General features: G+C 38.4%; 15 protein-coding genes. 7 read left to right on the forward strand and 8 right to left on the reverse strand.

Annotation, left to right across the window (positions count from 1 at the left end; all coding sequences use genetic code 11):
* Positions 1-76 precede the first annotated feature (76 nt).
* Both IQ247_RS16740 and IQ247_RS16745 read right to left on the reverse strand, forming a co-directional pair.
* The gene (locus IQ247_RS16740; protein WP_193921897.1) at positions 77-1,621 is read right to left on the reverse strand and encodes an MFS transporter; all 1,545 of its coding nucleotides are present in this window, start codon (positions 1,619-1,621) and stop codon (positions 77-79) included.
* Positions 1,622-1,739: 118 nt separating this feature from the next.
* Positions 1,740-3,293, reverse strand: a complete 1,554-nt coding sequence (locus IQ247_RS16745) for a ferredoxin--nitrite reductase (RefSeq protein ID WP_193921899.1) — start codon at positions 3,291-3,293, stop codon at positions 1,740-1,742.
* A 349-nt stretch (positions 3,294-3,642) separates the two neighbouring features.
* On the opposite strand from IQ247_RS16745, the gene IQ247_RS16750 reads away from it, so the two are divergent.
* Positions 3,643-4,857: a HEAT repeat domain-containing protein gene (locus IQ247_RS16750; RefSeq protein ID WP_193921901.1), complete on the forward strand. Its 1,215-nt coding sequence runs from the start codon at positions 3,643-3,645 to the stop codon at positions 4,855-4,857.
* A 931-nt stretch (positions 4,858-5,788) separates the two neighbouring features.
* Positions 5,789-7,978, forward strand: coding sequence for a CHASE2 domain-containing serine/threonine-protein kinase (locus tag IQ247_RS16755; RefSeq protein WP_228059805.1), 2,190 nt, complete (start codon positions 5,789-5,791; stop codon positions 7,976-7,978).
* 102 nt (positions 7,979-8,080) lie between these two features.
* Here IQ247_RS16755 and IQ247_RS16760 read toward each other — a convergent pair whose 3' ends face one another.
* Positions 8,081-8,722 carry a tetratricopeptide repeat protein gene (locus IQ247_RS16760; protein WP_193921905.1) on the reverse strand — a complete coding sequence of 214 codons (642 nt, stop codon included), beginning with the start codon at positions 8,720-8,722 and terminating at the stop codon, positions 8,081-8,083.
* A gap of 152 nt (positions 8,723-8,874) precedes the next feature.
* Positions 8,875-10,608, reverse strand: coding sequence for a ShlB/FhaC/HecB family hemolysin secretion/activation protein (locus IQ247_RS16765; protein ID WP_193921907.1), 1,734 nt, complete (start codon positions 10,606-10,608; stop codon positions 8,875-8,877).
* A 462-nt stretch (positions 10,609-11,070) separates the two neighbouring features.
* Here IQ247_RS16765 and IQ247_RS16770 point away from each other — a divergent pair, with 462 nt between their 5' ends.
* The 4 genes from IQ247_RS16770 to IQ247_RS33155 all read left to right on the forward strand — a co-directional run bounded on the left by IQ247_RS16770 (position 11,071) and on the right by IQ247_RS33155 (position 18,549).
* Positions 11,071-16,326, forward strand: a complete 5,256-nt coding sequence (locus IQ247_RS16770; RefSeq protein ID WP_193921909.1) for a CHAT domain-containing protein — start codon at positions 11,071-11,073, stop codon at positions 16,324-16,326.
* A gap of 134 nt (positions 16,327-16,460) precedes the next feature.
* The gene (locus tag IQ247_RS16775; RefSeq protein ID WP_193921911.1) at positions 16,461-17,432 is read left to right on the forward strand and encodes a hypothetical protein; all 972 of its coding nucleotides are present in this window, start codon (positions 16,461-16,463) and stop codon (positions 17,430-17,432) included.
* Positions 17,433-18,128: 696 nt separating this feature from the next.
* Entirely contained in the window at positions 18,129-18,389 is a 261-nt protein-coding gene (locus IQ247_RS16780) for a DUF4926 domain-containing protein (RefSeq protein ID WP_193921913.1), read from the forward strand.
* A 37-nt stretch (positions 18,390-18,426) separates the two neighbouring features.
* Complete coding sequence (locus tag IQ247_RS33155; RefSeq protein WP_265579693.1) at positions 18,427-18,549, forward strand: hypothetical protein; 123 nt, start codon at positions 18,427-18,429, stop codon at positions 18,547-18,549.
* 319 nt (positions 18,550-18,868) lie between these two features.
* On the opposite strand, the gene IQ247_RS16785 is transcribed toward IQ247_RS33155, so the two are convergent.
* The 4 genes from IQ247_RS16785 to IQ247_RS16800 form a co-directional block, all read right to left on the reverse strand.
* On the reverse strand, positions 18,869-19,819 hold the full coding sequence (locus IQ247_RS16785; protein ID WP_193921916.1) for a DUF928 domain-containing protein: 951 nt from the start codon (positions 19,817-19,819) through the stop codon (positions 18,869-18,871).
* 146 nt (positions 19,820-19,965) lie between these two features.
* Positions 19,966-20,412, reverse strand: coding sequence for a hypothetical protein (locus IQ247_RS16790; protein WP_193921918.1), 447 nt, complete (start codon positions 20,410-20,412; stop codon positions 19,966-19,968).
* A 107-nt stretch (positions 20,413-20,519) separates the two neighbouring features.
* Complete coding sequence (locus IQ247_RS16795; RefSeq protein ID WP_193921920.1) at positions 20,520-22,541, reverse strand: FHA domain-containing protein; 2,022 nt, start codon at positions 22,539-22,541, stop codon at positions 20,520-20,522.
* A gap of 24 nt (positions 22,542-22,565) precedes the next feature.
* A complete protein-coding gene (locus IQ247_RS16800) occupies positions 22,566-23,048 on the reverse strand; it encodes an FHA domain-containing protein (protein WP_193921922.1) in 483 nt (160 codons plus the stop codon).
* Between the two features lie 416 nt (positions 23,049-23,464).
* Between IQ247_RS16800 and purL the strand changes: the two genes are divergently transcribed.
* A partial coding sequence (gene purL / locus IQ247_RS16805; protein ID WP_193921924.1) for a phosphoribosylformylglycinamidine synthase subunit PurL occupies positions 23,465-24,866 on the forward strand: 1,402 nt, incomplete at its 3' end.

The following is a 24,866-nucleotide window of genomic DNA, read 5'->3' on the forward strand; positions in this document are numbered from 1 at the left end:
GGGCGCAAAGGAAAGAATATGTTGAGAGATAGTCTTAATTTCCTATTATGAAGCGAACCTCTGCGAAACTTTGCGTTTAACTAATTCTCTTTGGTTCAATTACCAATTCGGAATACTCTTCCTCACCTTCATGATGTTCGGCAAAAGAACCATGGGGTTCTTTCAAAAAGAACCAACACATAAATGCAACAATTAAAGAGGACAAACCCATCATCTGGAAAAAGATTGTATTCGATTGAGCAATAACTGCTGCTGTTTGCTCCCCACCACCGCTCAACCATTCCGGTAACAAACTAAAAATAGTTAAATAAGCAACTGCACCGACATTTCCATAAGCTCCAACATTACCCGCAATTTGACCTGTTACCCGACGTTTTACTAAAGGAACGATCGCAAATGTTGAACCTTCTCCAGCTTGTACAAAGAACGAACAAGCCATGGTCAAAATAATTGCACCTGGTAACCACCAATTACTAGCAACTCCTCCCATCATCATGTAGCCTATACCCATACCAGCAGTTAGAACAGCCATTGTATTCTTGCGGCTTCCTAGTTTATCGGATATTAAACCACCACCAGGACGAGACATCAAGTTCATAAAAGCGTAACTAGAAGCAATCATCCCAGCCATTGCTTTATTTAAAGTAAAAGTTCCTTCAAAAAAGGCCGGCAGCATGGAAACCACAGCTAATTCTGAACCAAAGTTGACAATATAAGTTAATTCCAGAATCGCGACTTGAGAAAAACTATAACGGTCTTTCGCAGGATATTTTTTCTTACCCGCAAGCAAGTCTTTATTTACAACCCAACAATTGTAAGCCTGGAATAAATATAAACCTGCTAACAGCGCTAAAACTAATAAGAAAGTTCCATCACCGTACAAATTAGTCTTTCTCAAACGCCAAGCTAGAACCATCAAAATACCTGTTAAAGGTAAATTCATCAACATCAAAAACCAAAAATCCTTAACACTCGTAACCTCCAAACCTCTAACATTTTTAGGCTTTTGATAGACTTTTCCTGGAGGATGGTCTTGTACGTTGAAAAAATAGAGAATTCCATACAAAGCTGCAATAATACCACTTCCAGCAATACACAACCGCCAATTGAGAGCGTCTCCAGCTCCAAAAGCCAACCATGCTCCAATCGTCGGTAAAGTAAAAGCTGCCGCAGCCGAACCAAAATTACCCCAACCTCCATAAATTCCTTCAGCTAAACCAATCTCTTTCGGAGGAAACCATTCTGCCACCATGCGGATACCAATTACAAACCCCGCACCAACAATACTCAATGCTAAACGGCTAATTACTAACTGGGTAAAGTTTTGAGCGCTAGCAAAGGTAATACAAGGAATCGCCGCATAAATCAATAATAAGGAGTAAGTAATCCTCGGACCGAATTTATCTAATAGCATCCCGATAATGATTCGAGCCGGAACGGTCAAAGCAACGTTACAAATCGCCAGAGTTCTAATTTGACCAATTTCTAAACCCAAGTCTGCTTGTACTTGTGTTGCCAAAGGAGCGAGATTGAACCAAACAAAGAATGAGAGAAAAAATGCAAACCAAGTCATGTGCAGGATTTTGTACCTGCCCCGAAAAGATAACAATTCTGATAGCATCGATTAACCTCTTAAATAATTGGTAGTTGGTAGTTGATAGTTGGTAGTTGGTAATGGGTAATTGGTAATTGGTAATGGGTAATGGGAATTGGTAATGGGTAATGGGTAATTTGAACCTTTAACCTTGTAACTGTTGACTTGGCTTTGCGCCAAAATTTTCGATTAATATGCGTTTTAAAACAGTATTAACCTCGTCACAAGGAATACCTTTTTGCACGCAAGTGCCTAATTGGGCATCTTTACCGACTTTGCCTCCCATATACAAATCCACACCTTCAACAGTTTTGCCATCTTTACGGACTTTGGTTCCCATTAGTCCGATATCGGCTACTTGTGGTTGTCCGCAGGAATTAGGACAGCCTGTCCAGTGGATTCTTACAGATTTGGGTAGGTCCAATTCTGCATCAAGTTGTTGGGCGATCGCCATTGCTTGATTTTTAGTTTCGACTAAGGCAAAGTTACAAAATTGAGAACCAGTACAAGATACCAATGCTCTTTCTAATGGTCGAGGTTTAATACTAAATTTTTCTAGCAATGGTTCAGTTAAGAAAACTTGCAAATTATCATCGGCAATATTGGGAATAATCACATTTTGTTCCACAGTCAAACGAACTTCACTACTACCGTAAACGGAAGCTAACTGTGCTAAGTCGAACATATCCTGAGCGTAAAGCCTTCCGACAGGAACGTGTAAACCAACGTAATTTAAACCTGGTTGCTTTTGCTGATAAATGCCGATACAATCACGCTTTTCCCAGTCGATTTCGTCTTTTTCGGCTGCGGTTGCTAAATTACGTCCAAATTCTTGTTCAACCATTGAGCGGAATTTATCGATTCCCAATTCATCAATCAACCACATTAACCGAGATTTTTGACGATTGGCTCTCGAACCCTTATCCCGAAAAACAATTAAAATTGCCCGACATAAATCGACAACATCATCATTAGGAGCAACCCAAACATTTAGAGGTACAGCAGCTTCACATCGTTTAGCAGAGAAAAAACCACCGACTAAAACGTTGAATCCCAACTGTCCATCTTTATAAGCCGGAACAAAAGCTATATCATTGATTTCAGCATGAACGGAATTATCCCGTCCCCCTTCGATGGCAATATTAAATTTACGTGGAAGATTACTAAATGTATAATTACCTTCACCATGATTGGTAATCATATCTTGGACTTTTTGCACCAACTCACGAGTATCAATCAGTTCATCCCCATCAATTCCTGCCACTGGAGAACCAGTGATATTCCGGACATTATCCATTCCCGATTGCACAGAAGTCATTTCTACCGCATCCAGACGACGGAAAATATCCGGTATATCTTCCAGACGAACTCCCCGCAACTGAATATTTTGACGAGTGGTAATATCAGCATTACCATCGGCACCATAACGCTGCACTATTTCAGCTAGTACCTGCAATTGATTACTAGATAAAATGCCGTTGGGGATTCGCATCCGTAACATGAATTTACCTGGTGTCACGGGACGATAGAAAACGCCTACCCATTTGAGACGATGTTCCAAATCGGATTTTTCCATTGCTTCCCAACCGATTTGGGCAAAATGTTCTAGTTCATCTTTAATGGCTAATCCATCTTTTTCGGCTTTAATTTTCTCGAACTTATTCAGAGTTGCAGTTTTATCTGATTCATTGGTAGACATGGTTATTTGAGCTTAATAATTCAAGGTTAACTAATATAAAACCATTACCACTACTAAACTAATCGCACAATTCAATAATTATTTTTAACCTCAAAATTATCAATCTCTGTGTTTCAATCTTTACTCAATTAAGTACTTATTAAATCGATAAATGTATTTATTATTTTGTATCAACTGTAACTTTTTGCTAATTTTTTGACTGAAATAATGCACAATAATCATACTATAAATGCATTTTTTGCATTTATTATTCAAACAGCAGCATTAGATAATCCATCAGTCGCTGATAAATACTAAAATTCAGAACAGTGGATAGTTGACAATTACCTGATAACTGAAAAACACCCAAATGTTAGAAACTTTTGACATGATTGACAATGCTGTTACCGAAGCAAATTGGATATTAGTTAGTCAGCAATTACAGCAGTTATTAGACAACAGTAAATTACAGGCTGTATCCGAGGATGAATTAGAGCAAGCAGTTGCGATAAAGGCTAATGCCGACGCTTTGCGTATGGCGATTGCGATCATGAGAGTAGGAGATTTTCAAACAAGGTGGGATGTAGCGAAGATTTTTCCTCAAATAGGGACACAAGCTATTGTTCCTTTACTGGAAATATTGGATTCGGAATCAGCAGATTTTGAAATTCGTTGGTTTGCACTGGGTATCTTAGGAAAATTTAATCAACCTGAGATAGTTATATCTTTGGTTAAATTACTTGAAGAGACACAAGAAGAAGAATTGGCGATCGCCGCAGCTCAAACGTTAGCTAAAATTGGTCAAAGTGCGATTACAGCATTAATTGAACTACTCAAACAGGAAAAAACCAGATTATTAGCGGTTAAATCTCTGGCTCAAATTCGCCGCTCGGAAGTTATCGAACCTTTACTTAGTGTTGTGGATGATTCGATAACATCCGTCAGATTTACAGCGATTGAAGCTCTAAGTAGTTTTCATCATAAATATTTAATTCCTATATTTATTAAAGCTTTGCAAGATAAATCTTTTTCCGTTCGTAAAGAAGCAATAATTGCTTTAAAAATGCGTGTGTATCTTAAAGAAGAATTCTCCATAGTCAATCATCTCCAACCGCTGATTTACGATATCAATTCAGAAGTGTGTCAGCAAGCAATATTAGCCTTGGGATGTATGAAAGATCAAATGGCAATTCAAACATTGTTTGATTTTTTAAATTTTCCAAATGCTCCTTTATTCCTTAAGAAAGAAGCGGTACGTGCTTTAAATTGGAATGGAACCTATCAAGGCTTGGATTATTTAAAACAAAGTCTTTACTCTAGTGAAATTAATCTGTGTGCAGAAATTATTACTGTGTTAGGAAGACAAGAATCAATCGAGATGAAGCCTTACGCTGCCAAAATTTTAATTGATTTTCTCAACAGCGAACAAGAAATAATCGATGAATCGCGAATCAAACAAGCAATTGTGACATCTTTAGGAGAATTGAGAGATAAAAGCGCTTTGACTTATTTAGAAAAACTCGCTTCAGATGATGATTCTAAAGTTAAATTATATGCTTTGGCTGCGATGAAGAAAATTACTTAAGTGAAAAATTAAATAAGCTAAAAAGTGTCTAAATCAGATATTAAGGCTGGCAAGGATGCTGCGAAATTTGCCGGGGAGATGTTCTTCCCGGTAAGTTTTTTGTACCCCACAAGAATTAGAATGATGCCCCTAAAAGACCGACTTCTGTGTAAACCTGCCTAGCACGGCTTCTCGTAGAGATAGTTGTCGAATTGACATTAATTTAAACCACACAATAATGGAGCTTGCACTACGCGATCGCGATTGAACATACTCGCAATTTAGTCAGGGAATAAAAAAGACTCTGATAATTTTTGATATCTACTTGGCAGATAAAAAATTGTATATGTTTTATAATAATTAATAATTCTGGAATAAAGAATAGTTCAGTTTCAGAACAAAGCCTGAGGATTTTTTTCTACTAATCTGTACTTGCTATTCCCAATGTTTAACCGGCAATGAATCGGGTTAGTCGAGTACTAATTTTGTATGCGAATGCTATTTTGATCTTAAGGTTATTCGTCTGATTTATCAATATTTTAATAAGTCGGAGACAAAAAATCTAACTATGTAAGGAAAACTAAAATTTTTGTATTCCCCATTAATATAATGTCCGGTTAAATACTTGTAATAAGGGGTTGCTAATAACAGGGAATAGGGAATAATAACTAATCATCCGGACATAATATAGGAATCTTACTTGAAAATTGAAAAAACTCAGTACACCTTAATCTTTTAGAATCATGAAACCTCCCTACACCAATTATTAAGGCTTTGCCACGCTTCGCGTTCGCGTAGCGTGTCCGAAGGGCATACAAAAATCAAACTGGATTCCTATATAACCAGACTAAAAATTACTTTTGTTATGGTTTTTTGCAGCATTATACTTACTTGTTAATCGCTAATTTTTTAGTTCGAGCAAATTATTTTTGTAATAATAATGGTTACTTGTATGAAAAGTTTATTCGCGCTCCCAGCGATTGTTTCTAGTGTTATTGTTACAGTTTTGTTACTTAGTGTTCAGCGATTTGGAGTTTTTCAGACATTTGAACTGAGAGTTTTTGACCAGATGATGCAAATGCGTGCAGATTCGGGATCGGACTCTCGCTTATTGATTGTTGCTGTAACTGAAGAAGATATCAGAAGATGGGGTCATCCTTTATCTGGTGAAGTTTTAGATAATCTCTTGGCTAAACTCACAGAATATGAACCCAGAGCCATTGGTCTAGATATTTTTCGCGATATACCTGTGGAACCAGGTCACAATAAACTATTAGAACGCTTAAAGTTAGATGATTTGATTGTTCCTATTTGCGAACATTCTGAATCGGGTAAGCCTGCAATTCCACCACCTACAGGAATTGAAGCCGAAAAAGTGGGATTCAGCGATATTGTACAAGATACCGACGGAACAATTCGTCGTAATTTACTATTGCTAGAACCTGCTGCAAACGACGCTTGTAAAGCTGAATTTTCTTTTAGTTTGCAACTAGCGCTTAAATATCTTGCTGTTGGAGGTATCCAAGCGCAATTCAACTCTAGAGGTGATTTACAACTTCGTGATGTTGTATTTAAACCCCTCGAAAGTCACTTTGGCGCTTACCAAAATATTGATGCAGGAGGCGACCAAATCTTGCTTAACTATCGTTCTTCTCAACAGGTTGCTCAACAAATTACTGTTACAGATGTGCTGACAAATAAAGTCAGTCAAGATTTAGCCAAAGACCGTATCGTCTTAATTGGTTCAACTGCACCAAGTCTAAAGGATATTCAAAAAACCCCCTATAGTAGCGGTAAATCGGACAACTCTGGCGATATGACAGGAGTTATGATTCATGCTAATAGCATAAGTCAGATTCTGAGTACAGTTCTCAACGGACAATCGCTATTTTGGTCTTTTCCTGAATGGGGTGAAGCAGGTTGGATATTAGTCTGGAGTTTTGCTGGAGGATTTATTGCATTAAGTTTCCGACATCCAGTACTGTTGGGAATTGCAGGAGCCGGAGCTTTGACAATTTTATTTGGCAGTAACTTTTTTATCTTCACTCAAGCAGGTTGGGTTCCTGTTATCACTCCTGCTTTGGGATTGGTGTTAGCGGGGGGAAGTATTATTGCTTACAGTGGCTATCAAAGCAAGCTCTCTCAAGAGATAATAGAACAAAACCTTAAGGATAGAGAAGAAGCCATTGCCCAATTGCAAGCTATGTTAAGGGAGAAAAAAAGTCAGTCAAATGAAGAAACAGAGATATTTTATCCCATAGGACAAGAGCTTCTATTAAACACACTAGTGGACAATCGCTACAAAATAACTAAAAGTCTTAGTTTTGGGGGATTTGGTCGTACTTATTTAGCTGAAGATACCAAACGTCCTGGTAATCCTATATGTGTAGTAAAACAATTCAAGCCACCTCATAATGTTCAAGACGAAAATTCTTTGAAGTTGCTTAAACGCGCATTTGAAACTGAGGCAAAAGTTTTAGAGGATTTAGGCAAACAACACAACCGAATTCCTCAATTGCTGGCTTATTTTGAAGACACTCAGCAATTTTATTTAGTGCAAGAATATATTAAAGGACAACCTCTTGACAAAGAAATTTTTCCTGGTCAGAAATTGCAAGAATTTCAAGTTGTGCAAATACTCAAAGAAATATTACAGATACTTGTTTTCGTTCATGGTCGTCATATAATTCATGGAGATATTAAACCAAGTAATTTGATTAGACGAGAATCAGATGAAAAGATTGTTTTAATTGACTTTGGTGCGGTTAAAGTAATTCAATCATTACAGACTGAAAATCCACCTTTTGAACAGCAAGAAAATCAGGAATTGAGATTTATTTCTCGTGGATACGCACCTCCTGAACAATTTGAGGGACAGCTAAAATATAGCAGTGATATTTATGCATTAGGAATAGTAGCCATTCAAGCTTTATCTGGAGCAGATCCGACAACCCTGCGTCCAGGTCAAAATAATGCGATAGAGATTGTACAAACCCACAATCATGAAAGTCGAAAGTATTGGCGGGAGCAAGTTCAAGTCAGTGACAATTTAGCTTTGGTATTAGAAAAAATGGTAGACATTGATTTTACTAAAAGGTATCAGTCAGCAGAGGAAGTTCTTGATACTTTGAAAAGTCTGTAGTAAATAAATTTTGAATCCCATAAAACAAACAGCAAAGTAGCGGTAATTCATGAATTACCGCTAGGCAAGAATCACTTTTTCAGTCACATATTGCGTTCTTACTTAATTTATTCCAGATTTCAGTTCTTTATTATAAACAGAATCATATATCATATTTTCTGGAGCAATATCCATTGCAGTATTGTAATCTTCTATTGCTTTGTGTCTATCACCCAATTCTAAGTAAGTTTGACTGCGACAAAAGTAGAATAGAGGATTATCAGGATTCATATTAATTGCTTGAGTATAATCAGCAATTGCTCCTTCTTTATCTCCTAGTTTATTTTTACGAAAATAGGCTCGTTCGCTGTAAATTTTGGCATTATTGGGATGAGTGCGAATTGCATTATTGAAATTTTTTAATGCGCCGTCAATGTCTCCTTGTGCAAACTTCTTATAGGCTTTTTCAATGTATAAGATACATGGTGAAGTTTCTTTGTGATTAGAATAAACTTCGATGGGCTTTTCTGTAATAGCTTGTGAGGAATTTTCTTCTATCAGCTTCTTATTAGTTTTTGTGGAAGCACGACGAAAAGGAAAAAAGGGTGAACTCAATCCTAAAGTGAACCCAACTCCACCAATCAAAAGCATTGCTAACAGATTGTTGTGATTATTACCTTGATTTGGAGTAACTGTTGTTGCTTGAGCGACAGTTTTTTCGGAAAATAAATTAGCTTTAACAGGCTGGATATTGCCTATATTCATGAAAAAAAACGTTAAAATTAAGAATTTTTTTGGCAGTTGTTTCACTTTCATGTTTTACCTATTATGTAGAGACAATTAATTTAAAATTCATCAACAATGAAGGACTAAAGTTTTAAAAAATCAATGCTTCATCCTTCATGATTTATCTTTGATTAAATTCGGTAGCCAAGACTGAAGTACAAACCATCATCTTGGATATTGTCACCCCGGTCGTCTAAATTAATCAAGGGAAGACCGTAATCTAAGCGCACATTCATACGTGGTAGGGGTTTCCATAACACTCCTACTCCCGCACCTGCCAAAAATGTTTGATTTGGTTGGGTGTTGGGATTTTCATTCGCATTCCAAATAAGTCCTGCATCCACAAATGGTGCTACTTGCAGTACGGCGTTTCCAGATGCATCTTTTTTAACTGTAATTCTGTCTTCTACTGACAATCTCAATCCGTTGTCACCGCTGCGGACATTTTGACGAAAGCCGCGCACTGATTGACCACCACCGATGACAAATTGCTGAGAGGATAATAAAGGGTTGGGTGTTAATTGTAAGTCTACTTGGGCAATTAAGAAATTATCATTGTTAAGCTTTTGTACCCGTTGTCCTTGTACCAGCCAACTAACAAACTGACCATCGGGACTCGAATCAGAAGTTTTAGTCGCGTTTAATAACCCAGTACCAAGACTAAATTGCGATCGCACTCCCCAAGCACCTTTTTCATCCCGCTTTACATAGTCTTGTCCGAGTTTAATGACGCGGGTACGGTTATCGGTAGCCGATGGAGATAATGCTGTGGAAAATTCACCATTTTGTACGGAAAAACCTACAGATAAAGCAAATTCTTCACGGATTGAACGCATCAATGGTTGACGAAAACTGATTTCATACAATTCTGACTCACCGCGAATATCAAACTGATCAAAAGGAGCTTGAGTAATTTCATTATTATTAATCACCCCTCGCATCTGCAAAGTTCCATCCATCGCATTCATCGGTAAGCTATAGTTAAAGTCATAAATGCTTGAACCGCCTGTGAGACTGCGGTAATAAGCACCAGAAATTTCGTCCCCAGCACCAGTGGGGTTGCGATAAACAGCGCTTACACCCAATCTTTCCGAACCAATGCTGGCTGGAGAATAGTTATCAAAACTCACTTGTGCATCAAACTGTTTTGCTTCGGTGACTCGTACTCTCAAAATACTTTGACCTTCCCCAGTACCAGGACGCAAGCTAGCTTCTACGTTCTTAAATAAAGGGTTAGACTTCAATATTCTTAACTCGTCTTCTAATTTAGCGGCAGAAAGCGGTGTACCAGCACCTTTGATAATTCGCGATCGCACAAAATTAGGTTGCAGACGACGGGTTCCTTGAATTTCAACATTTTCTAAGCTACCTTCAATTACTCGAATTTGCACTATGCCATCGGTAATTGTTTGCTGTGGTAAAACCGCTCTGGAAGTTAAATAGCCTTGGTTTAAATATAACTGGGTGATATCATCAGCAAGTTTTTGTAGTTGTTCTAAACTAACAGTACTTCCTTCTACTCCCTGAGTGATGGAACTAAGTTTCTCGACGCTGAAAATAGTACTACCCTTAACTTCAACTTTTTTGACTTCAATCTGCTCGGATGTCTGTGCTGGAGTTGTTTCTGGGGCTGGAATTGGCTCTAATTCTTGTTCCGGTTCAGAGGGTAACGGTTGTGGATTGAGTGGGGGTTGTACAAAGCGTTCTCTATTGGCATCACCTTGGGGATTTGGTGCTTGTGCTAATGTTTCAACTTGATTTATATCGTTCAGTTGAGCATAGCTTGGAGATGCAAAGGCAACCAAGACGGCACTGGGAGCTAACAACAGCCACGATGACACTCCCAGCTTAAAATTATATTGCATAAAATTTATTTTTTTCTTTTAATTGCGCGTAAAAATCGCACAATCATCTTAAGTATTAAACATCAGAAACGAAAGTATTATTTTGACCTTTTCAATAAATAGTTATAAAAGAATATATGTAATTTTGAAATCTATAATGACTTGGTTGAAAATTAATGCAAACTGGAGATAAAAGCAGATTAAAGGGTTATTCTAATAGTAAATAATCTATTTTTTGCATAAATCCCCACTAATAAAATTTTATTTATTTAGTTCCAAATATACAATTATTTTTGGAACTATTCTGATATGGTATTAGTGTTTTTACTGACACTAACTAAATAAGAGTTTTACTTTGTAACGAGAAATATTGCAATTCAAAGTTATGCCCTTCGGCACTAGTTTGACCAATGTTATGAATGCGTTCTGAAGTCTCATTACAGTTCAACACAACATACTATTTTAACTTATAAAAGGAATTCTATGTATTTGTCTCCTAAGATTAATTTACTATTACTGATAGGCGCGATCGCTCAAATTCTTGCTCTCGGAATCGGTTTTACCCCAGCACAAGCGCAATCAATTAAGCCTGCTGCTGATGGTACAAATACCCAAGTTACAACCAAGGGTAATCAAATAGATATTAATGGTGGTACTCGTGCTGGTACAAATCTTTTTCACAGCTTTGAAAAGTTTGGTTTAAATCAAAACGAAATTGCTAATTTTCTTACTACTCCCGATATTCAAAATATTTTAGGGCGTGTAGTAGGTGGTAATCCTTCGGTAATTAATGGTTTAATTCAAGTTACAGGTGGCAATCCTAACTTGTTTTTGATGAACCCGAATGGTATCTTTTTTGGTCCTAACGCCATTCTAAATGTACCTGCTGATTTTACCGCCACTACCGCTACCAATATTAGTATTGGTGAAAATTGGTTTAATGCTTTTGGCGTGAATAATTATGCAGATTTGACAGAAAGTCCCAACGGTTTTGTTTTCTCTAATCTTCAACCCGGAAGCATAGTTAATGCTGGTAAGTTAGCTGTAAGTTCCGGAAGTAATTTAAGATTATTTGGCGGTACAGTTGCAAGTACTGGAGAATTATCAGGAGGTAACGTCACCGTTGCCACAGTTCCCGGAGAGAACTTCTTACGTATCACTCCTCAAGGACATTTATTAAGTTTAGAAGTCCCCGCTTCGGTTACATCTAATAATACATCAGTTGCTAGCTTACCCCAATTATTGACTGGTAGTGGTTTAGCAAATGCTACAGGATTAACAGTTAACAACGGACAAGTAGAACTGACGGGTTCTGGTAACAGTGTAAATACTGGGGATGTAGTAGCGAATAAAGTCACTGCTGGAAATGCAACTCTGTCAACAGAGAAGAATTTGACACTTGTAGAAAGTCAGTTGCAAACAACTGGCGATTTAAATTTGTTGGCGAAAGATACAGTATTTGTACGTGATAGTCTAGCAAATCCTTTTGTGGCGATCGCCCGAGGAAATCTTTACGTTCAAGGAAATCAGAATATTGATATCCTGGCGCTGAATCATCCCCAGATACCGTTTCAAAGTGGGGGAAATCTCAGCTTAGTTAGCGATGGCAATGTTTCTGGTGATGCTCATTTTAGTAGTGGTGGGCAGTTTAAGATTAGTAATTTATCCGGTGAACCTGGTAATTTTGTCAGTCTTTTTGACCCGATTATTAGGGCTAATGGGGATGTAGAATTTGCTAATTATAGTGGTGCGGCATTGAAGGTAGAAGCGACGGGTAGTATTAAAGGTGGAGATATCACTATTACTTCACCAGATACTAGCGATAGTATTCCTAGCTCTGACCCAGATTTTACTGCATTGACTACTACTAATGCTTTGATTTTACGGGCTGGCTTGGATTCGGTAACAAATCCAGATAATCTTCCCGTGAGTGTGGAAGGAACACCTTTTGGAACTCCAAATAGTGCTTTGCAGCCATTAGGAAGTATTCAAGTAGGTAATATTCGTACAGGTACTTTGTTACCAAATCAAGATGGTGGTTCTGTAAATTTACAAGCTACGGGTAATATTGTTACAGGAAATATAATATCAGGTGCATATGTTTCTAATGAACGTGCTGGCAGGGGCGGTGCAGTTAGCATAACTTCTAGCAATGGCAGTATAACCACTGGAAATATAAATGCCAATTCATATTCTAATGACAATACCAATACTTTCTCTAGGAAAGCAGGAAATGCAGGTACAATTACCCTCTCAGCAGCGAACAATATCTCTACAGGATATATAGATACAACTTCTATCTTTCAAGGTTTTATTGACGGTTTTAGTTTTGATTTTGATAATGTTACAACAGGCGATGGTGGTAAAATTAGCATTACTACTACCAACGGAGACATTAACACAGGAGTTCTCTTTTCAGGTGCATACGCAGAAGAGGGAAATGCAGGCAATGGTGGTGATATTAGCCTAAGTGCCAATAACGGCAGTATAACCACAGGTGCCATTGTATCAGCTACAGTTTCAGCAGAATATGGTGATGTTGGTAGCGGTGGTGACATTAATATCTCAGCCAAAGGTAATATCAATACAAAAGCTACAGGACTATCCTCTTTTACCGGACAAAATTATTTCAGCAATATTGAGAATATAGCTAATTTATCAGATTACGATAATTTGACGACAGGAATTGTAGCATCAGCTGCATATGCGGCAGAGGGTAATACAGGCAATGCTGGTACAATTAATATTACTTCAACTGAAGGTACCATTACCACTGGATTTATCGCATCAATTGTTGGCGCGGGAGACTTAGATGATATAAGTAACGTTGGTGCAATTACGTTGAATGCTCAAGGTGATATTATTACGGACTTGATATTCTCATTATCTGGTAATGGCGGGACTATAAATATTACTTCTACAAACGGTAGTATCACTACTGGAGCTTTATTATCAGTCGCAGCATCCGGAGAGGATGGTGTTGCTAACGGAGGAGATATTACCATAAATGCCAACAACGGTAGTATTACCACTGGACCTTTATTCTCAGCGGGCGCAAGTGCTGAGAGTGACGAGCAAGATGTAAATTCTAGCAAAGGAGGAAATATTACTCTTAATGCTAAAAATGATGTGACTGTAGGCGCGATTGGATTATCTAAATACCTAGAAGAGTTCGATGCAAGCTATCAGGATTTGGATATTTTCGCAGCCTTGGACGATATTGCTTTGGAATTGGGCTTTAACGAAGGCGAAGTAGATGTTCGCACAGTATTAGATAATATCGATAATATCACTTCAGGATTTATCATCTCAGCCACAGGCGTAGATTCTGGAGATATAAGTAGTGGTGGTGCAATTAATATTACTTCCACTGAAGGTAGCATAAAAACTGGATTTACGGCATCCATTGCAGGGACGGGAAATGGTAATGCAGGCAATGGCGGTAATATCACCATGACTGCCAATAATAATATTACTACAGGAATAATATTCTCAGGCACAGGTACGGGAAATGGTAATGCAGGGAATGGCGGTAATATTAGCTTGAAAGCCAGCAACGGTAGTATTACTACCTCGCCTTTAATTTCAACCACCTTATCATTAGATGGGAGTACAGGTGATGCTGGTGCAATTACCCTGGAAGCTAAAAATGACGTGAAAGTAGACACTATTGGTTTTACTACATTAGCTGAAGGAATTGATTTAGACAATGACATTATAGATAGCCTCGCAGCCTTGGATAACCTCACCAAAGGATGGATAATATCAACCACAGTTGCTGGTAATGGTAACGCTGGGAATGGTGGTGCAATTAATCTTACTTCAACTGAAGGTGGCATTACTACAGGACCTATAACTTCAGTTGTATACGCCAACGATGGTAGCGCAGGCAAAGCAGGCGATATTAGTTTAAGTGCTAAAAATGACATATCCGCCGACTTACTAGCCTCTGTTTCCTACGGCAGCGAGGACGACGATGAAGTTATTAGTGGAAAAGGTGGTAATATTACAGTCACTACTGACAGTTTCTTTCGCGCTCCTCAAACCCTTGGAAACTTGTCGTCCGAATTTTTAGATCAACAGCAAGTGATAAATGACGAGGATTTGAAATCCGAATTAAAAGATTCACTCGAAGACTTTGAAAATTACAGCATCGGTTCCTACGGAAGAGCTGGTAGTGGTTCCATTACGATTCAGCACGGAGGAAATGGGAATGTACCTTTTGTGGTGGGTGATGCAACTAAAAACGGTATTGCTGGAGATATTATTACTGGAGGGTTTCTCGATGGCTTGTATACCGAAATCTCATCTACTCAAACTTTTCCAGGTAATTTTACAAAAGGGAAGATTGAAATTATTACGCAAAACCAGGATGAAATTCCTGAAGAGATTAAACGCTCAGCAGAAGCTACACCCAACCAACAACTACCCACCAACTCTATTCCACAACTTGAAGTTGATACCCTTGTTGATCAAATAGAGCGGCAATTCACCCAACAGTTTCTGGAATTTGGGGGAGACGACAACGTTGAAATTAAAACAGTACAAGACACCCAAGGTTTACTCAGCAATATCGGAAAAACAACAGGTGTCAAACCAGCAGTTATCTACACCACATTTCTACCGGAAACATACGTGGCTGGTAGTAGCTTAGTTCGTCAAGAAAAAGACACCGATGTACTCAACATCATTATCGTTACAGCAGAAGGACAACCCATCCGCAAACAAATCAAAGGCGCTACCAGAAGCGAAGTTAGCCGAATTGCACGCAGATTTTTGAGAGAAGTTGCTAATCCAAGAAAAGCTAATAGCACCGAATATTTAGCTCCTGCAAAGCAACTGTATGAATGGCTAGTTAAACCCTACGAAGCCGAGATACTTTCTCTTGATGTCAAAAATTTGATGTATATTATGGACCCCGGTTTGCGACATCTTCCCATTGCAGCTCTTCACGATGGTAATCAGTTTATCATTGAAAAATACAGCATTGGATTGCTTCCCAGCATCAGCCTTACTGATACCAGATACGTAGGGGTACAAAACAGCAAAGTCTTGGCAATGGGTTCACCAACATTTACCCAAGACCAAAATCAAATTGATTTACCTGCGGTACCTATAGAACTTTCTACCATTGCTGGGAACTTGTGGGAAGGTAAATACCTATCCGGCAAGAATTTCACCTTAGACAATCTCAAAAGCGAACGGACTAATACTCCATACGGTATCATTCACCTCGCAACCCACGCCGACTTCCCCAGTGAAAGGCAGGGAGGACGCAAGGAATCATACATCCAGCTTTACGACAGTAAACTACGCTTAGAAGATGTACGCAAGCTAGGATGGAATAACCCACCAGTAGAGTTGTTAGTACTAAGTGCGTGTCGTTCGGCTTTAGGAGACTTTGAAGCGGAATTAGGTTATGCAGGATTAGCCATACAAACTGGTGTCAAGTCAGCAGTAGCAAGCTTGTGGTTTGTCTCGGATGCAGGAACTTTAGGAGTGATGACCGAATTTTATCGTCAGTTGAATAAAGCACCAATTAAAGCCGAAGCCTTACGACAAACACAATTAGCTATGCTTCAAGGTAAAGTGCGAATCGAAGGTAATCAACTGATTGGTACTAACGGTAACGTTACTCTCTCACCGGAACAAGCTGAGTATTTACGAAATAACATTACTGGTGAACTTTCTCATCCATATTATTGGGCATCCTTTACTATGATTGGTAGTCCTTGGTAATAGTTTTTTAGGGTGCATCTAACTTAAAATGTTGAATTTGTAGTAGCAGTTGCTAGCCCTGTGTGCGAAGACAGCGCTACTACAAACCGAAAAAACTTGAATTAATTAGATTTAGTGTGAGGATTATTAAAATTATGAATAAATTTCAGTTGAGCGTTTCTCTGCTCGGAATCAGCATTGCTTCTTTGTTTGCCAATTCTATGACTCAAAAGGTATTTGCTACAGAAGTACCAATAGAAATAGCAAATCAAGAAATCAACGCTCAAGCCCAGACTCAGCTTTCTCAAGGAACTATTTCTTACAGTGCAGCAGATTTAGCACCCCAGACAGACTCATCTTTAGATAATGTAATTGCTCAAAGACTCATTGACTTAGAAAATTTTTGTCAAAAAACTCCTAACAATTCAGTCTGTATTGAGTATCCAACTCCATTCGTACAAGGGCAGGTAGTCGAGCCTCAACAAGAAGAGACACAGAAAACCAAAACTAACGGTTGGGCTGTAACTCCGGAAATTAGTACTTTAGGTTTGGGTGCATCCGTCACTAAGTCCGTTTCAGACAAAGTAAACGCCAAACTAGGTTTAAATGCCTTTTCTTTAAATGCTGGAGAGATTGACGCAGAGGATACTACCATTGAGGCAGACTTAAAACTATTTAACGTCTCGACTCTAGTTGATTACCATCCGTGGAAAAAGTCTGGTTTTCGCATAACTGGTGGCTTGGTATTCAATGATAATAAAGTGAAAGGAGACGTGAAGGCTAACGGTGGCGAGATTGAAATTAATGGCGAAAGATATAATACAGATGAACTAGGTTCGGCGAAGGTAAAAGCTTCGTTTGCTAATAATGTTGCACCTTATATCGGTATCGGTTGGGGAAATGCAGTTAAACCTGGTAATCGCTGGGCATTTTCATTTAACTTGGGTGTAATGCTTACTGGTTCACCATCAGTAGATATTACACCTGAGTTTGGTCCAAGTGCAGATGAAACTATTAAAAACGAAATCAACAGCAATATTGCACAAGCAGAGGAAGACATCAAGGATGAGATTGACTGGTTAAACGTTTACCCTGTTCTTTCTTTGGGCGTGTCTTACCATTTCTAATTTTTGAATGCGAATCGAATAAAAATGTTGAATTTTTAAGGGCTGTCTGGGCTAAAGTGCGACTAAAAAAAACTGATGTCTTGCATGGGCTTTGTGTTGTTTTTGAGTTGAAGTTATGGTTGACAACAACTCTACTACACAAAGTCCTCTTTTTTTTGACGAAGGTATTGTGCAAAAAACCAGGTTTCTGTTTCTCAACAACTTAAATGATTACATCATATATAGCAATCCTAAATGACTTGTGAGAAATTTATGTATAATCTGGCGGTTAAAACCGCTACTACACCTTCCTAAGTCCACCTGCGTGGACTCTATAAAACAACCCGCCTACGCGGGTTTTGCCTGTGCAGCCAAGGCAGCGCGCAGAAGGGGTGGTCTCCCCCATGAGCGACTGCCGTGCGACTTATAGTCGCCAGGAGTGATTTAAATGTAATCTCTATTCCTAACTTTTAATCTACGTATTTTCTCACATCTCAATTCGGATTGCTATAGAAGGATGCCTAATACCTTGATAAGATGATGATTCATGCAGTATGTTTCGCTTTTATTTGTAATGAGATAAAAAACATAAAAAGTTAAGATAAGATAAGGAAACGTCTAACAGAATGAAATTACCTAATGGTGAATATGCAGAAATTTCGATGCAAAAACTCATAGGCTACTGCTTAAACCTCGTTTAATTACTGCATTTATAAAATGAATCAAATTAAACTTCTTGATACTGTCACCAATCTGAATCCTATTTCCTCTGAACGATTAACTTTAGTGGAACCAGATTATAGTTCTATTTCTTGCTTGCCAAAAGGGCAAGTAGGTACAGTTGTGGAAATTTATCAGCAAACAGAAAAACCATCTTATTTAGTAGAATTTTGTGATACCCAAGGACGTGAATATGCGATGGCAACTTTAAAAGCTAATGAAATTTTAGTATTGCACTATGAATTAAGCCAAGCTTAGAAATCAATTCCTTCTGGTAAGAATAACCCGTTGGTGCGTGACACTACAAACCTTATTTTTACGTTCAAGTACTTCAAAACCAACATTTACCCAAGTCCAAAATCAAATTGATTTACCTGCGGTACCTATGGAACTTTCTACCATTGCTGGGGAACTGTGAGAAGGTAAATACGTATTTGGTGAGAATTTCACCTTAGACAATCTCAAAAGTGAACGGGTTAATGGTTAGAAGCGCAAGGTTAAAGGTTGAAATTGATAATTCTTAATTCCTAACTCTTAACAAAAAAGCCCCAGAATATTTCCAGGACTTTTTTATTAAAGGTGCAGTTTTTTTACTTAGGGTTTGCTGTATCGCCATGAATGTAAGCGTTTTCTCACTACTACCTACTCACTTACAAGTCAGAGCCTGGGAAAGAGCCAGTACAGGAATTTGAGCGAAGCGAGGGTGCCATTAGTCTAATAAAAAACGAGATTCTACTTTACTGCGACGGTAAAAGAGGAGCGTTGATTACATCTTCTTCAAGGTTTACCGTTCCTAACAAATTTCCCCATTCAATATTGATTTCTTCATCTTGAGGACGCTGACGACGTAAATCGGCTATAGTTCTCAAACTATCTTCCCAATATCCATTTTCTGCATATAATACTACACGGTCTAGGGGTGAGGCTGCTTCAAATTTGTTGGTTAATTCTGGGTTTGGCTCTTCTCGTTTAATCAAACCTTCTGGATAGTCTTCGTCGCCTCTGTCAGTATCTACTAAAATACTCCAACGATACTCTTTATTGGCTTCTAAAGGTAGTTTGTCCCTAGGAAGAACTACGCTAATGATACCAGGCTTTTGAGGAGGCTTGAAAGTTAGTTCATATAAAATATTCTTATTATCATTATCCTTCAATTCAAATAATAGTTTTTCTTCTGGGGATATCTGAGGAATATAGAAAAAGAATGTAGGATACTTTGCTGTTGTTAAGAATAATGATAGTGATTCTTCACCAGTTGCTTGTTGAGTCGAGGAGCATTTTTCCTCATATGTTGGTATCAAAGGAATCAGGTCACTGCATTGCCCTCCTCTGGTTGCTGCACCCGTTCTTCTACGAGGTTTTCCTTTTCCAGAGACTTTACCATATCTCTCAACACGCCTTTGATAACGTTCTACATTGCTAATCGCTCCTAGAGCATAGCTATCTCCAGGACGTTGCCCTAATGCAAGCCGGAAGTAATTTAATGCTCTGCCGTATTGTCTGCGTCTGGTTGCAGCGTACCCCTCCTGCATATATTGGTCATATTTAGATTTTCCTTGTGCTAATAAAACCGAAGACTTCATAGAATCTGCTGCTGAGAACTGATTGAAAATTACAGACGTAAGCAAACCAGCAGAACCCATTAATAAAACCGCAAGTAGATATTTCAACCTAAGTTTTTGTTTCATCAAAATGGTATCTATTTGTATTAATATTTCACCGAATTTTAGATTTTAAATATTGGATTGAAGTTCAATATTTAAAATCTAAACCAGTCTGAAGCCCCTTCATTTATGTATAGGGTCAATCCAAAATTCTTTCATCCAAAATTGAATCACCCTTTAGCCCATTTACCCATCCACGCACCACCACGAAACCGCGCACGGGGAAACAATAACCGCATCACCACCCAAGAAGCACAGTAGACTGCAACCCAAACAACACTGTAATGAAAAATATAAGTTGGTAAAGAAAACTCATCTTGAGGAATATAGGGTAATCCAACAAAATTGATCGCCAATGCTAAAAAGATACCTTCGACAATTGCGGCAATAAATTGCAATACACCGGGCCAGTCATGGTCCCAAAGAAATTTCTGCAAATAGTTATAAAGAATATCCCAAGCTAAACCAAAAAGACCGACATAAAACAAAACCCAAAAGTAAACCCATTCAACTTGTTGAAAACCATTTTTCAAAGCAAAAGGTAAAGAAAATAAAATACCAATAGTTGCTAAAAGAAAAATCCTCGATTGCCAGCGTCCAATTAATGTTGGTGTCATTCGATTTTAGATTTTAGATTTGCGATTCTAGATTGTACTGTTTTTGGAATAAGACGTTTGTAGATTTGAGATTTTAGATCCAATTCAATCAAAAATCCAAACAAAATTTATGGCTGTTGATTAGTTGCCCATTTAATCCATTGCCATAGAGAACCCAAGCCATTTACATAGCCTATACCTGGAGCTTTTGTCGCAACCAAAGCATCTGCCGCTCTTTGAGCAGCATATTGCAAGCCTAAGAATGTATCAATCGCAGCATAAGGACCACCCAAAGTTAAAACCCCGGAAACATACATTCTGCCGCGAATATTTCGCATCTCTTTCATTTCAAAGTCTTTAGCAGCTTGCAAACCACCATAAGGAGATAAAGACAAGTTATAGCGGCTAATCAAATCTGCAAATAAAGGGTTGTTCTGAGGTTTAGCTTCCAATCCTGTAGAGTCAACAATAAAATCTGCTGCTACCTCTAACAACCCTTTCTGAGTTCTGATGTAAGAAAGAGGTTTTCCTTCGTTATTGCGTTCTACTTTTTCTACTTGACCAAACTCAATACTGTACCACCCAGAATCTAAACCTTCCTGAATAATTTTTTTCCAATCTGTACGGTCCGCTGTAGTAGTTCCACCCCAATCTTTAAGTAATTCATAACGCTTTGCAGGGGAAGCTGCTTCTAACATCGAACGCATATCACCCCCCCAAGTCGCTTTGGGCCAGTTATATGGCTGGAATTCCCAGTGATTTTCAACTTTACGTTGAGCCGAGCCGAACTTCTGACCTTCTTTAACAGGGGTACGCATCACATGAATAACGGTAATTTTAGGATTCTTCCGTCTTGCTTCGGAAATTCTTTGGATAATTCGAGATGAAACAATCCCTCTACCCCGAATAATTAGCGTCCCACCCCGACTTTCTAAATGTTTGTAAATATGGTTATGTTCTTCGTAGGCATTAACTACAGATTTAAAATCCTGCGTGTCTTGCCGATATTTCTGCAAATCAGGTAAAAACCTAATAGCTGGATATCCTGTAGCAATATGTACATAACGACCTACCAAATACCCATGAGACCGTTCCGAAGCATTAGGGACAGAATAGGCGATCGCATAACGACCATCGGTTGTTTTACGGATAGCTCGGATACGACCATACTTAAGCATCGAAGACCAGCCAATACGTTCAGCTTCTCGGTCGATAGACTCAAAAACTTTTCCTGACATGGGAGTATAAGTATCTGCAACCACTGGCTCGGCAAAAACCTGCCACAGATGCTTTAGCGCAGAACTAACTTCACCAGAAAACAGTTCTCGCCAAGCTTCTCGCCAAGCATAACCTGGCCAACCCCAAAGATTATCAGGGCAAGAATCAGAACCAGAGCGCAATCTTTCATGGGGAGGAATTTGAGAATTTTCACAAAGACGCTGGTAACGTCCATATGGTTTTTTTTCTAAACCCAGAACAGTAATTTTATCTGGCTTGACTCCATAAATTCTGATGTGGTCTACCCATGCAAAACTACCAATACCCCCTCCCAAAGCAACATATTCTTGCTCTTGGACAGGTTTTCCTGTAGCATAAAGAGATTGCACATCTACAAACTCTGATGCCATAAATTCCCTTGATGGGAAAGAAGTTAACTCTGGGGATTCCGAAGTTACAGTTATGGTATCTGGCTTGTCAGTTTCTGGGTTAAAGACAATAGTTGCAGGTGGAGATTGATTTACTTGTTGACCAAAATTAACAACCTCGGTTTGTGGATTTAATATGGTTGGAGATTGATTGAGGATTTCCGTACCCTCAATCTCCTTGTTCAAACTTACACTTACCTGAAATGGTCCAATTTGAAGCGTATCTCCACTTTTGAGAGGACGACTGGATTTTTGTAATAAATTCCCGTTAACCCTTGTACCATTAGTACTTATGTCCTTAATTGTTAACTCACCGTTAACAACACAAATTAGGGCGTGAAAAACAGAAATCTCTCTGCTTTTGAAAACTACTTTAGACAAAGATTGCTCTTCATAAGTATCGGGTATACCTACTGCTTCTCGACCTATTCCTAAAGGAATAGTAAAAGAATGCTTTTGCAGTTCTTGATTACCGGGGTCTTCCCAGGTTAGTATTATTTCCATAATTGTGACTATAGAGTAAATATATTAGTCTTGAGGTAAAACAATTGTTTGACCTGCTTGTAAAGAAAATCCACAATGGGGACAAAAATCCCCTACGTAATCGAAAGGAATTTGATGACCATTTGGACATTTAAGCCCATATAATTGTTGCGATTTAATAATATCGAGTTGTCTAATTTTTAAAGTAATTTTACCTAGTTGAATTACTGTTCCTAAAGAAATATTTGCTTGTTGAGCAATAATTTTTTTTCCATCAACAATTACTGGATTCGGTTGAGGTCTATCAGATGTTAAGTTCTTCAAAAGAAAGCAATTTTTTTGAAAATCATAAAATATTACTACGTGCAAGCGAGACACACTTTTCTCATTTAAAGGTAAGATAATATCGCATTTTTCTTCATCTCTACCAATGAAAATTTTCCCTTTTTCCTTGGTATTATCTTTTGAAGAAAATGTTCGCGAACGCTGATGACCCTCCTCAAACCATTCCAAAGTTATTTTGTACATCAATATATTTCTATATGAGGATTACAAACACATTTAAGCAATATTCATTCAGAAAATATAGTGGCAGAATATACGATATGATTTTATCTATAAAGAGGTAATTAAATCACATTGAAAGAATCAATTAATTTCTCTAGATATCATTAAGAGAATAAAGCTAACTATGAACAAATATTATAAAGATTAAAGAATAGTAAATATCTTTTGCTTAAGAATAAATATAACTTAAAAATTCCCTCGCTCCAAGGTTTAAAACCCCCATCCCCATCCTAAACTCCCTATTCCCCCAATCCTATTCCCTACTCCCTACTCCCTACTCCCTACTCCCTATTCCCTATTTTTAAACCCCCACCTACTTAATAAACGCACAAATAAATATTAAAATATAAAATTCATCTAGACGTGCATTTACTTCCATGACCGCAACATCTCAACCCCCATTTTCTCCCGAAGAAATCGCCAAAGAAGGCATAAAACCCGAAGAATATCAAGAAATTGTCCAAAGATTAGGTCGTCATCCCAATAAAGCGGAACTGGGAATGTTTGGTGTGATGTGGTCAGAACATTGCTGTTATAAAAATTCTCGACCTTTATTAAAACAATTTCCTACCACAGGAGAGCGGATTCTGGTAGGTCCGGGTGAAAATGCTGGGGTTGTAGACTTGGGTGATGGTTTCCAATTGGCTTTTAAAATTGAATCCCATAATCATCCTTCAGCAGTAGAACCGTTTCAAGGTGCGGCGACGGGAGTTGGTGGTATTCTCAGAGATATTTTTACCATGGGTGCGCGTCCCATTGCGATATTGAATTCACTGCGTTTCGGTAATTTAGAAGATGCCAAAACTCAAAGATTATTTAATGGTGTGGTATCGGGAATTGCTCATTATGGTAATTGTGTCGGTGTTCCTACGGTAGGTGGTGAAGTCTACTTTGACCCTGCTTATTCTGGGAATCCTCTGGTTAACGTGATGGCATTGGGATTGATGGAAACACCAGAAATTGTTAAATCTGGTGCATCAGGTATCGGTAATCCGGTATTGTATGTTGGCTCTACTACTGGACGCGACGGTATGGGAGGCGCGAGTTTTGCCAGTGCGGAACTAACTGATGAATCTGTTGATAACCGTCCAGCAGTACAAGTTGGAGACCCTTTTTTAGAAAAATCTTTAATTGAAGCTTGTTTGGAAGCCTTTAAAACAGGTGCGGTAGTAGCAGCCCAAGATATGGGTGCGGCGGGTATCACCTGTTCTACTTCTGAAATGGCTGCAAAAGGTGGTGTGGGAGTAGAATTCGATTTAGATAAAATTCCTCACCGGGAAACGGGAATGATTCCCTACGAATATTTGCTCAGTGAATCTCAAGAGAGAATGTTGTTTGTTGCCGAGAAAGGTAGAGAACAAGAATTAATTGATATTTTTGTGCGTTGGGGATTAAATGCAGTAGTCGCAGGAAAAGTTATAGAAGAACCGATTGTGCGGATTCTTTATCAAGGAGAAATCGCAGCCGAAATACCCGCCACAGCCTTGGCAGAAAATACCCCGATTTATCACCGAGAATTATTAGCAGAAACTCCAGAATATGCTCGTAAAGCTTGGGAATGGACATCTGATAATTTACCACCTTGTAGTTATGAAGGTATTCAAATAAAAGGAAAACTACAAACCTGGAATGATATTGTGTTAACTTTACTCGATACACCCACCATCGCTTCCAAATCTTGGGTTTATCGTCAATACGACCATCAAGTACAGAATAACACCGTCATGTTACCCGGTGGTGCGGATGCGGCGATTATTCGATTGCGTCCGGTTGAGAAAG

It is taken from the genome of Plectonema cf. radiosum LEGE 06105 (assembly GCF_015207665.1).
GTDB classification, from domain to species: domain Bacteria; phylum Cyanobacteriota; class Cyanobacteriia; order Cyanobacteriales; family Nostocaceae; genus Rivularia; species Rivularia radiosa_A.

Excerpts from the sequence above, each read along its gene's own strand:
- IQ247_RS16740 (WP_193921897.1), bottom strand. The coding sequence starts at position 1,621 with ATGCTATCAGAATTGTTATCTTTTCGGGGCAGGTACAAAATCCTGCAC.
- IQ247_RS16745 (WP_193921899.1), bottom strand. The coding sequence starts at position 3,293 with ATGTCTACCAATGAATCAGATAAAACTGCAACTCTGAATAAGTTCGAG.
- IQ247_RS16750 (WP_193921901.1), top strand. The coding sequence starts at position 3,643 with ATGTTAGAAACTTTTGACATGATTGACAATGCTGTTACCGAAGCAAAT.
- IQ247_RS16755 (WP_228059805.1), top strand. The coding sequence starts at position 5,789 with ATGAAAAGTTTATTCGCGCTCCCAGCGATTGTTTCTAGTGTTATTGTT.
- IQ247_RS16760 (WP_193921905.1), bottom strand. The coding sequence starts at position 8,722 with ATGAATATAGGCAATATCCAGCCTGTTAAAGCTAATTTATTTTCCGAA.
- IQ247_RS16765 (WP_193921907.1), bottom strand. The coding sequence starts at position 10,608 with ATGCAATATAATTTTAAGCTGGGAGTGTCATCGTGGCTGTTGTTAGCT.
- IQ247_RS16770 (WP_193921909.1), top strand. The coding sequence starts at position 11,071 with ATGTATTTGTCTCCTAAGATTAATTTACTATTACTGATAGGCGCGATC.
- IQ247_RS16775 (WP_193921911.1), top strand. The coding sequence starts at position 16,461 with ATGAATAAATTTCAGTTGAGCGTTTCTCTGCTCGGAATCAGCATTGCT.
- IQ247_RS16780 (WP_193921913.1), top strand. The coding sequence starts at position 18,129 with ATGAATCAAATTAAACTTCTTGATACTGTCACCAATCTGAATCCTATT.
- IQ247_RS16785 (WP_193921916.1), bottom strand. The coding sequence starts at position 19,819 with ATGAAACAAAAACTTAGGTTGAAATATCTACTTGCGGTTTTATTAATG.
- IQ247_RS16790 (WP_193921918.1), bottom strand. The coding sequence starts at position 20,412 with ATGACACCAACATTAATTGGACGCTGGCAATCGAGGATTTTTCTTTTA.
- IQ247_RS16795 (WP_193921920.1), bottom strand. The coding sequence starts at position 22,541 with ATGGAAATAATACTAACCTGGGAAGACCCCGGTAATCAAGAACTGCAA.
- IQ247_RS16800 (WP_193921922.1), bottom strand. The coding sequence starts at position 23,048 with ATGTACAAAATAACTTTGGAATGGTTTGAGGAGGGTCATCAGCGTTCG.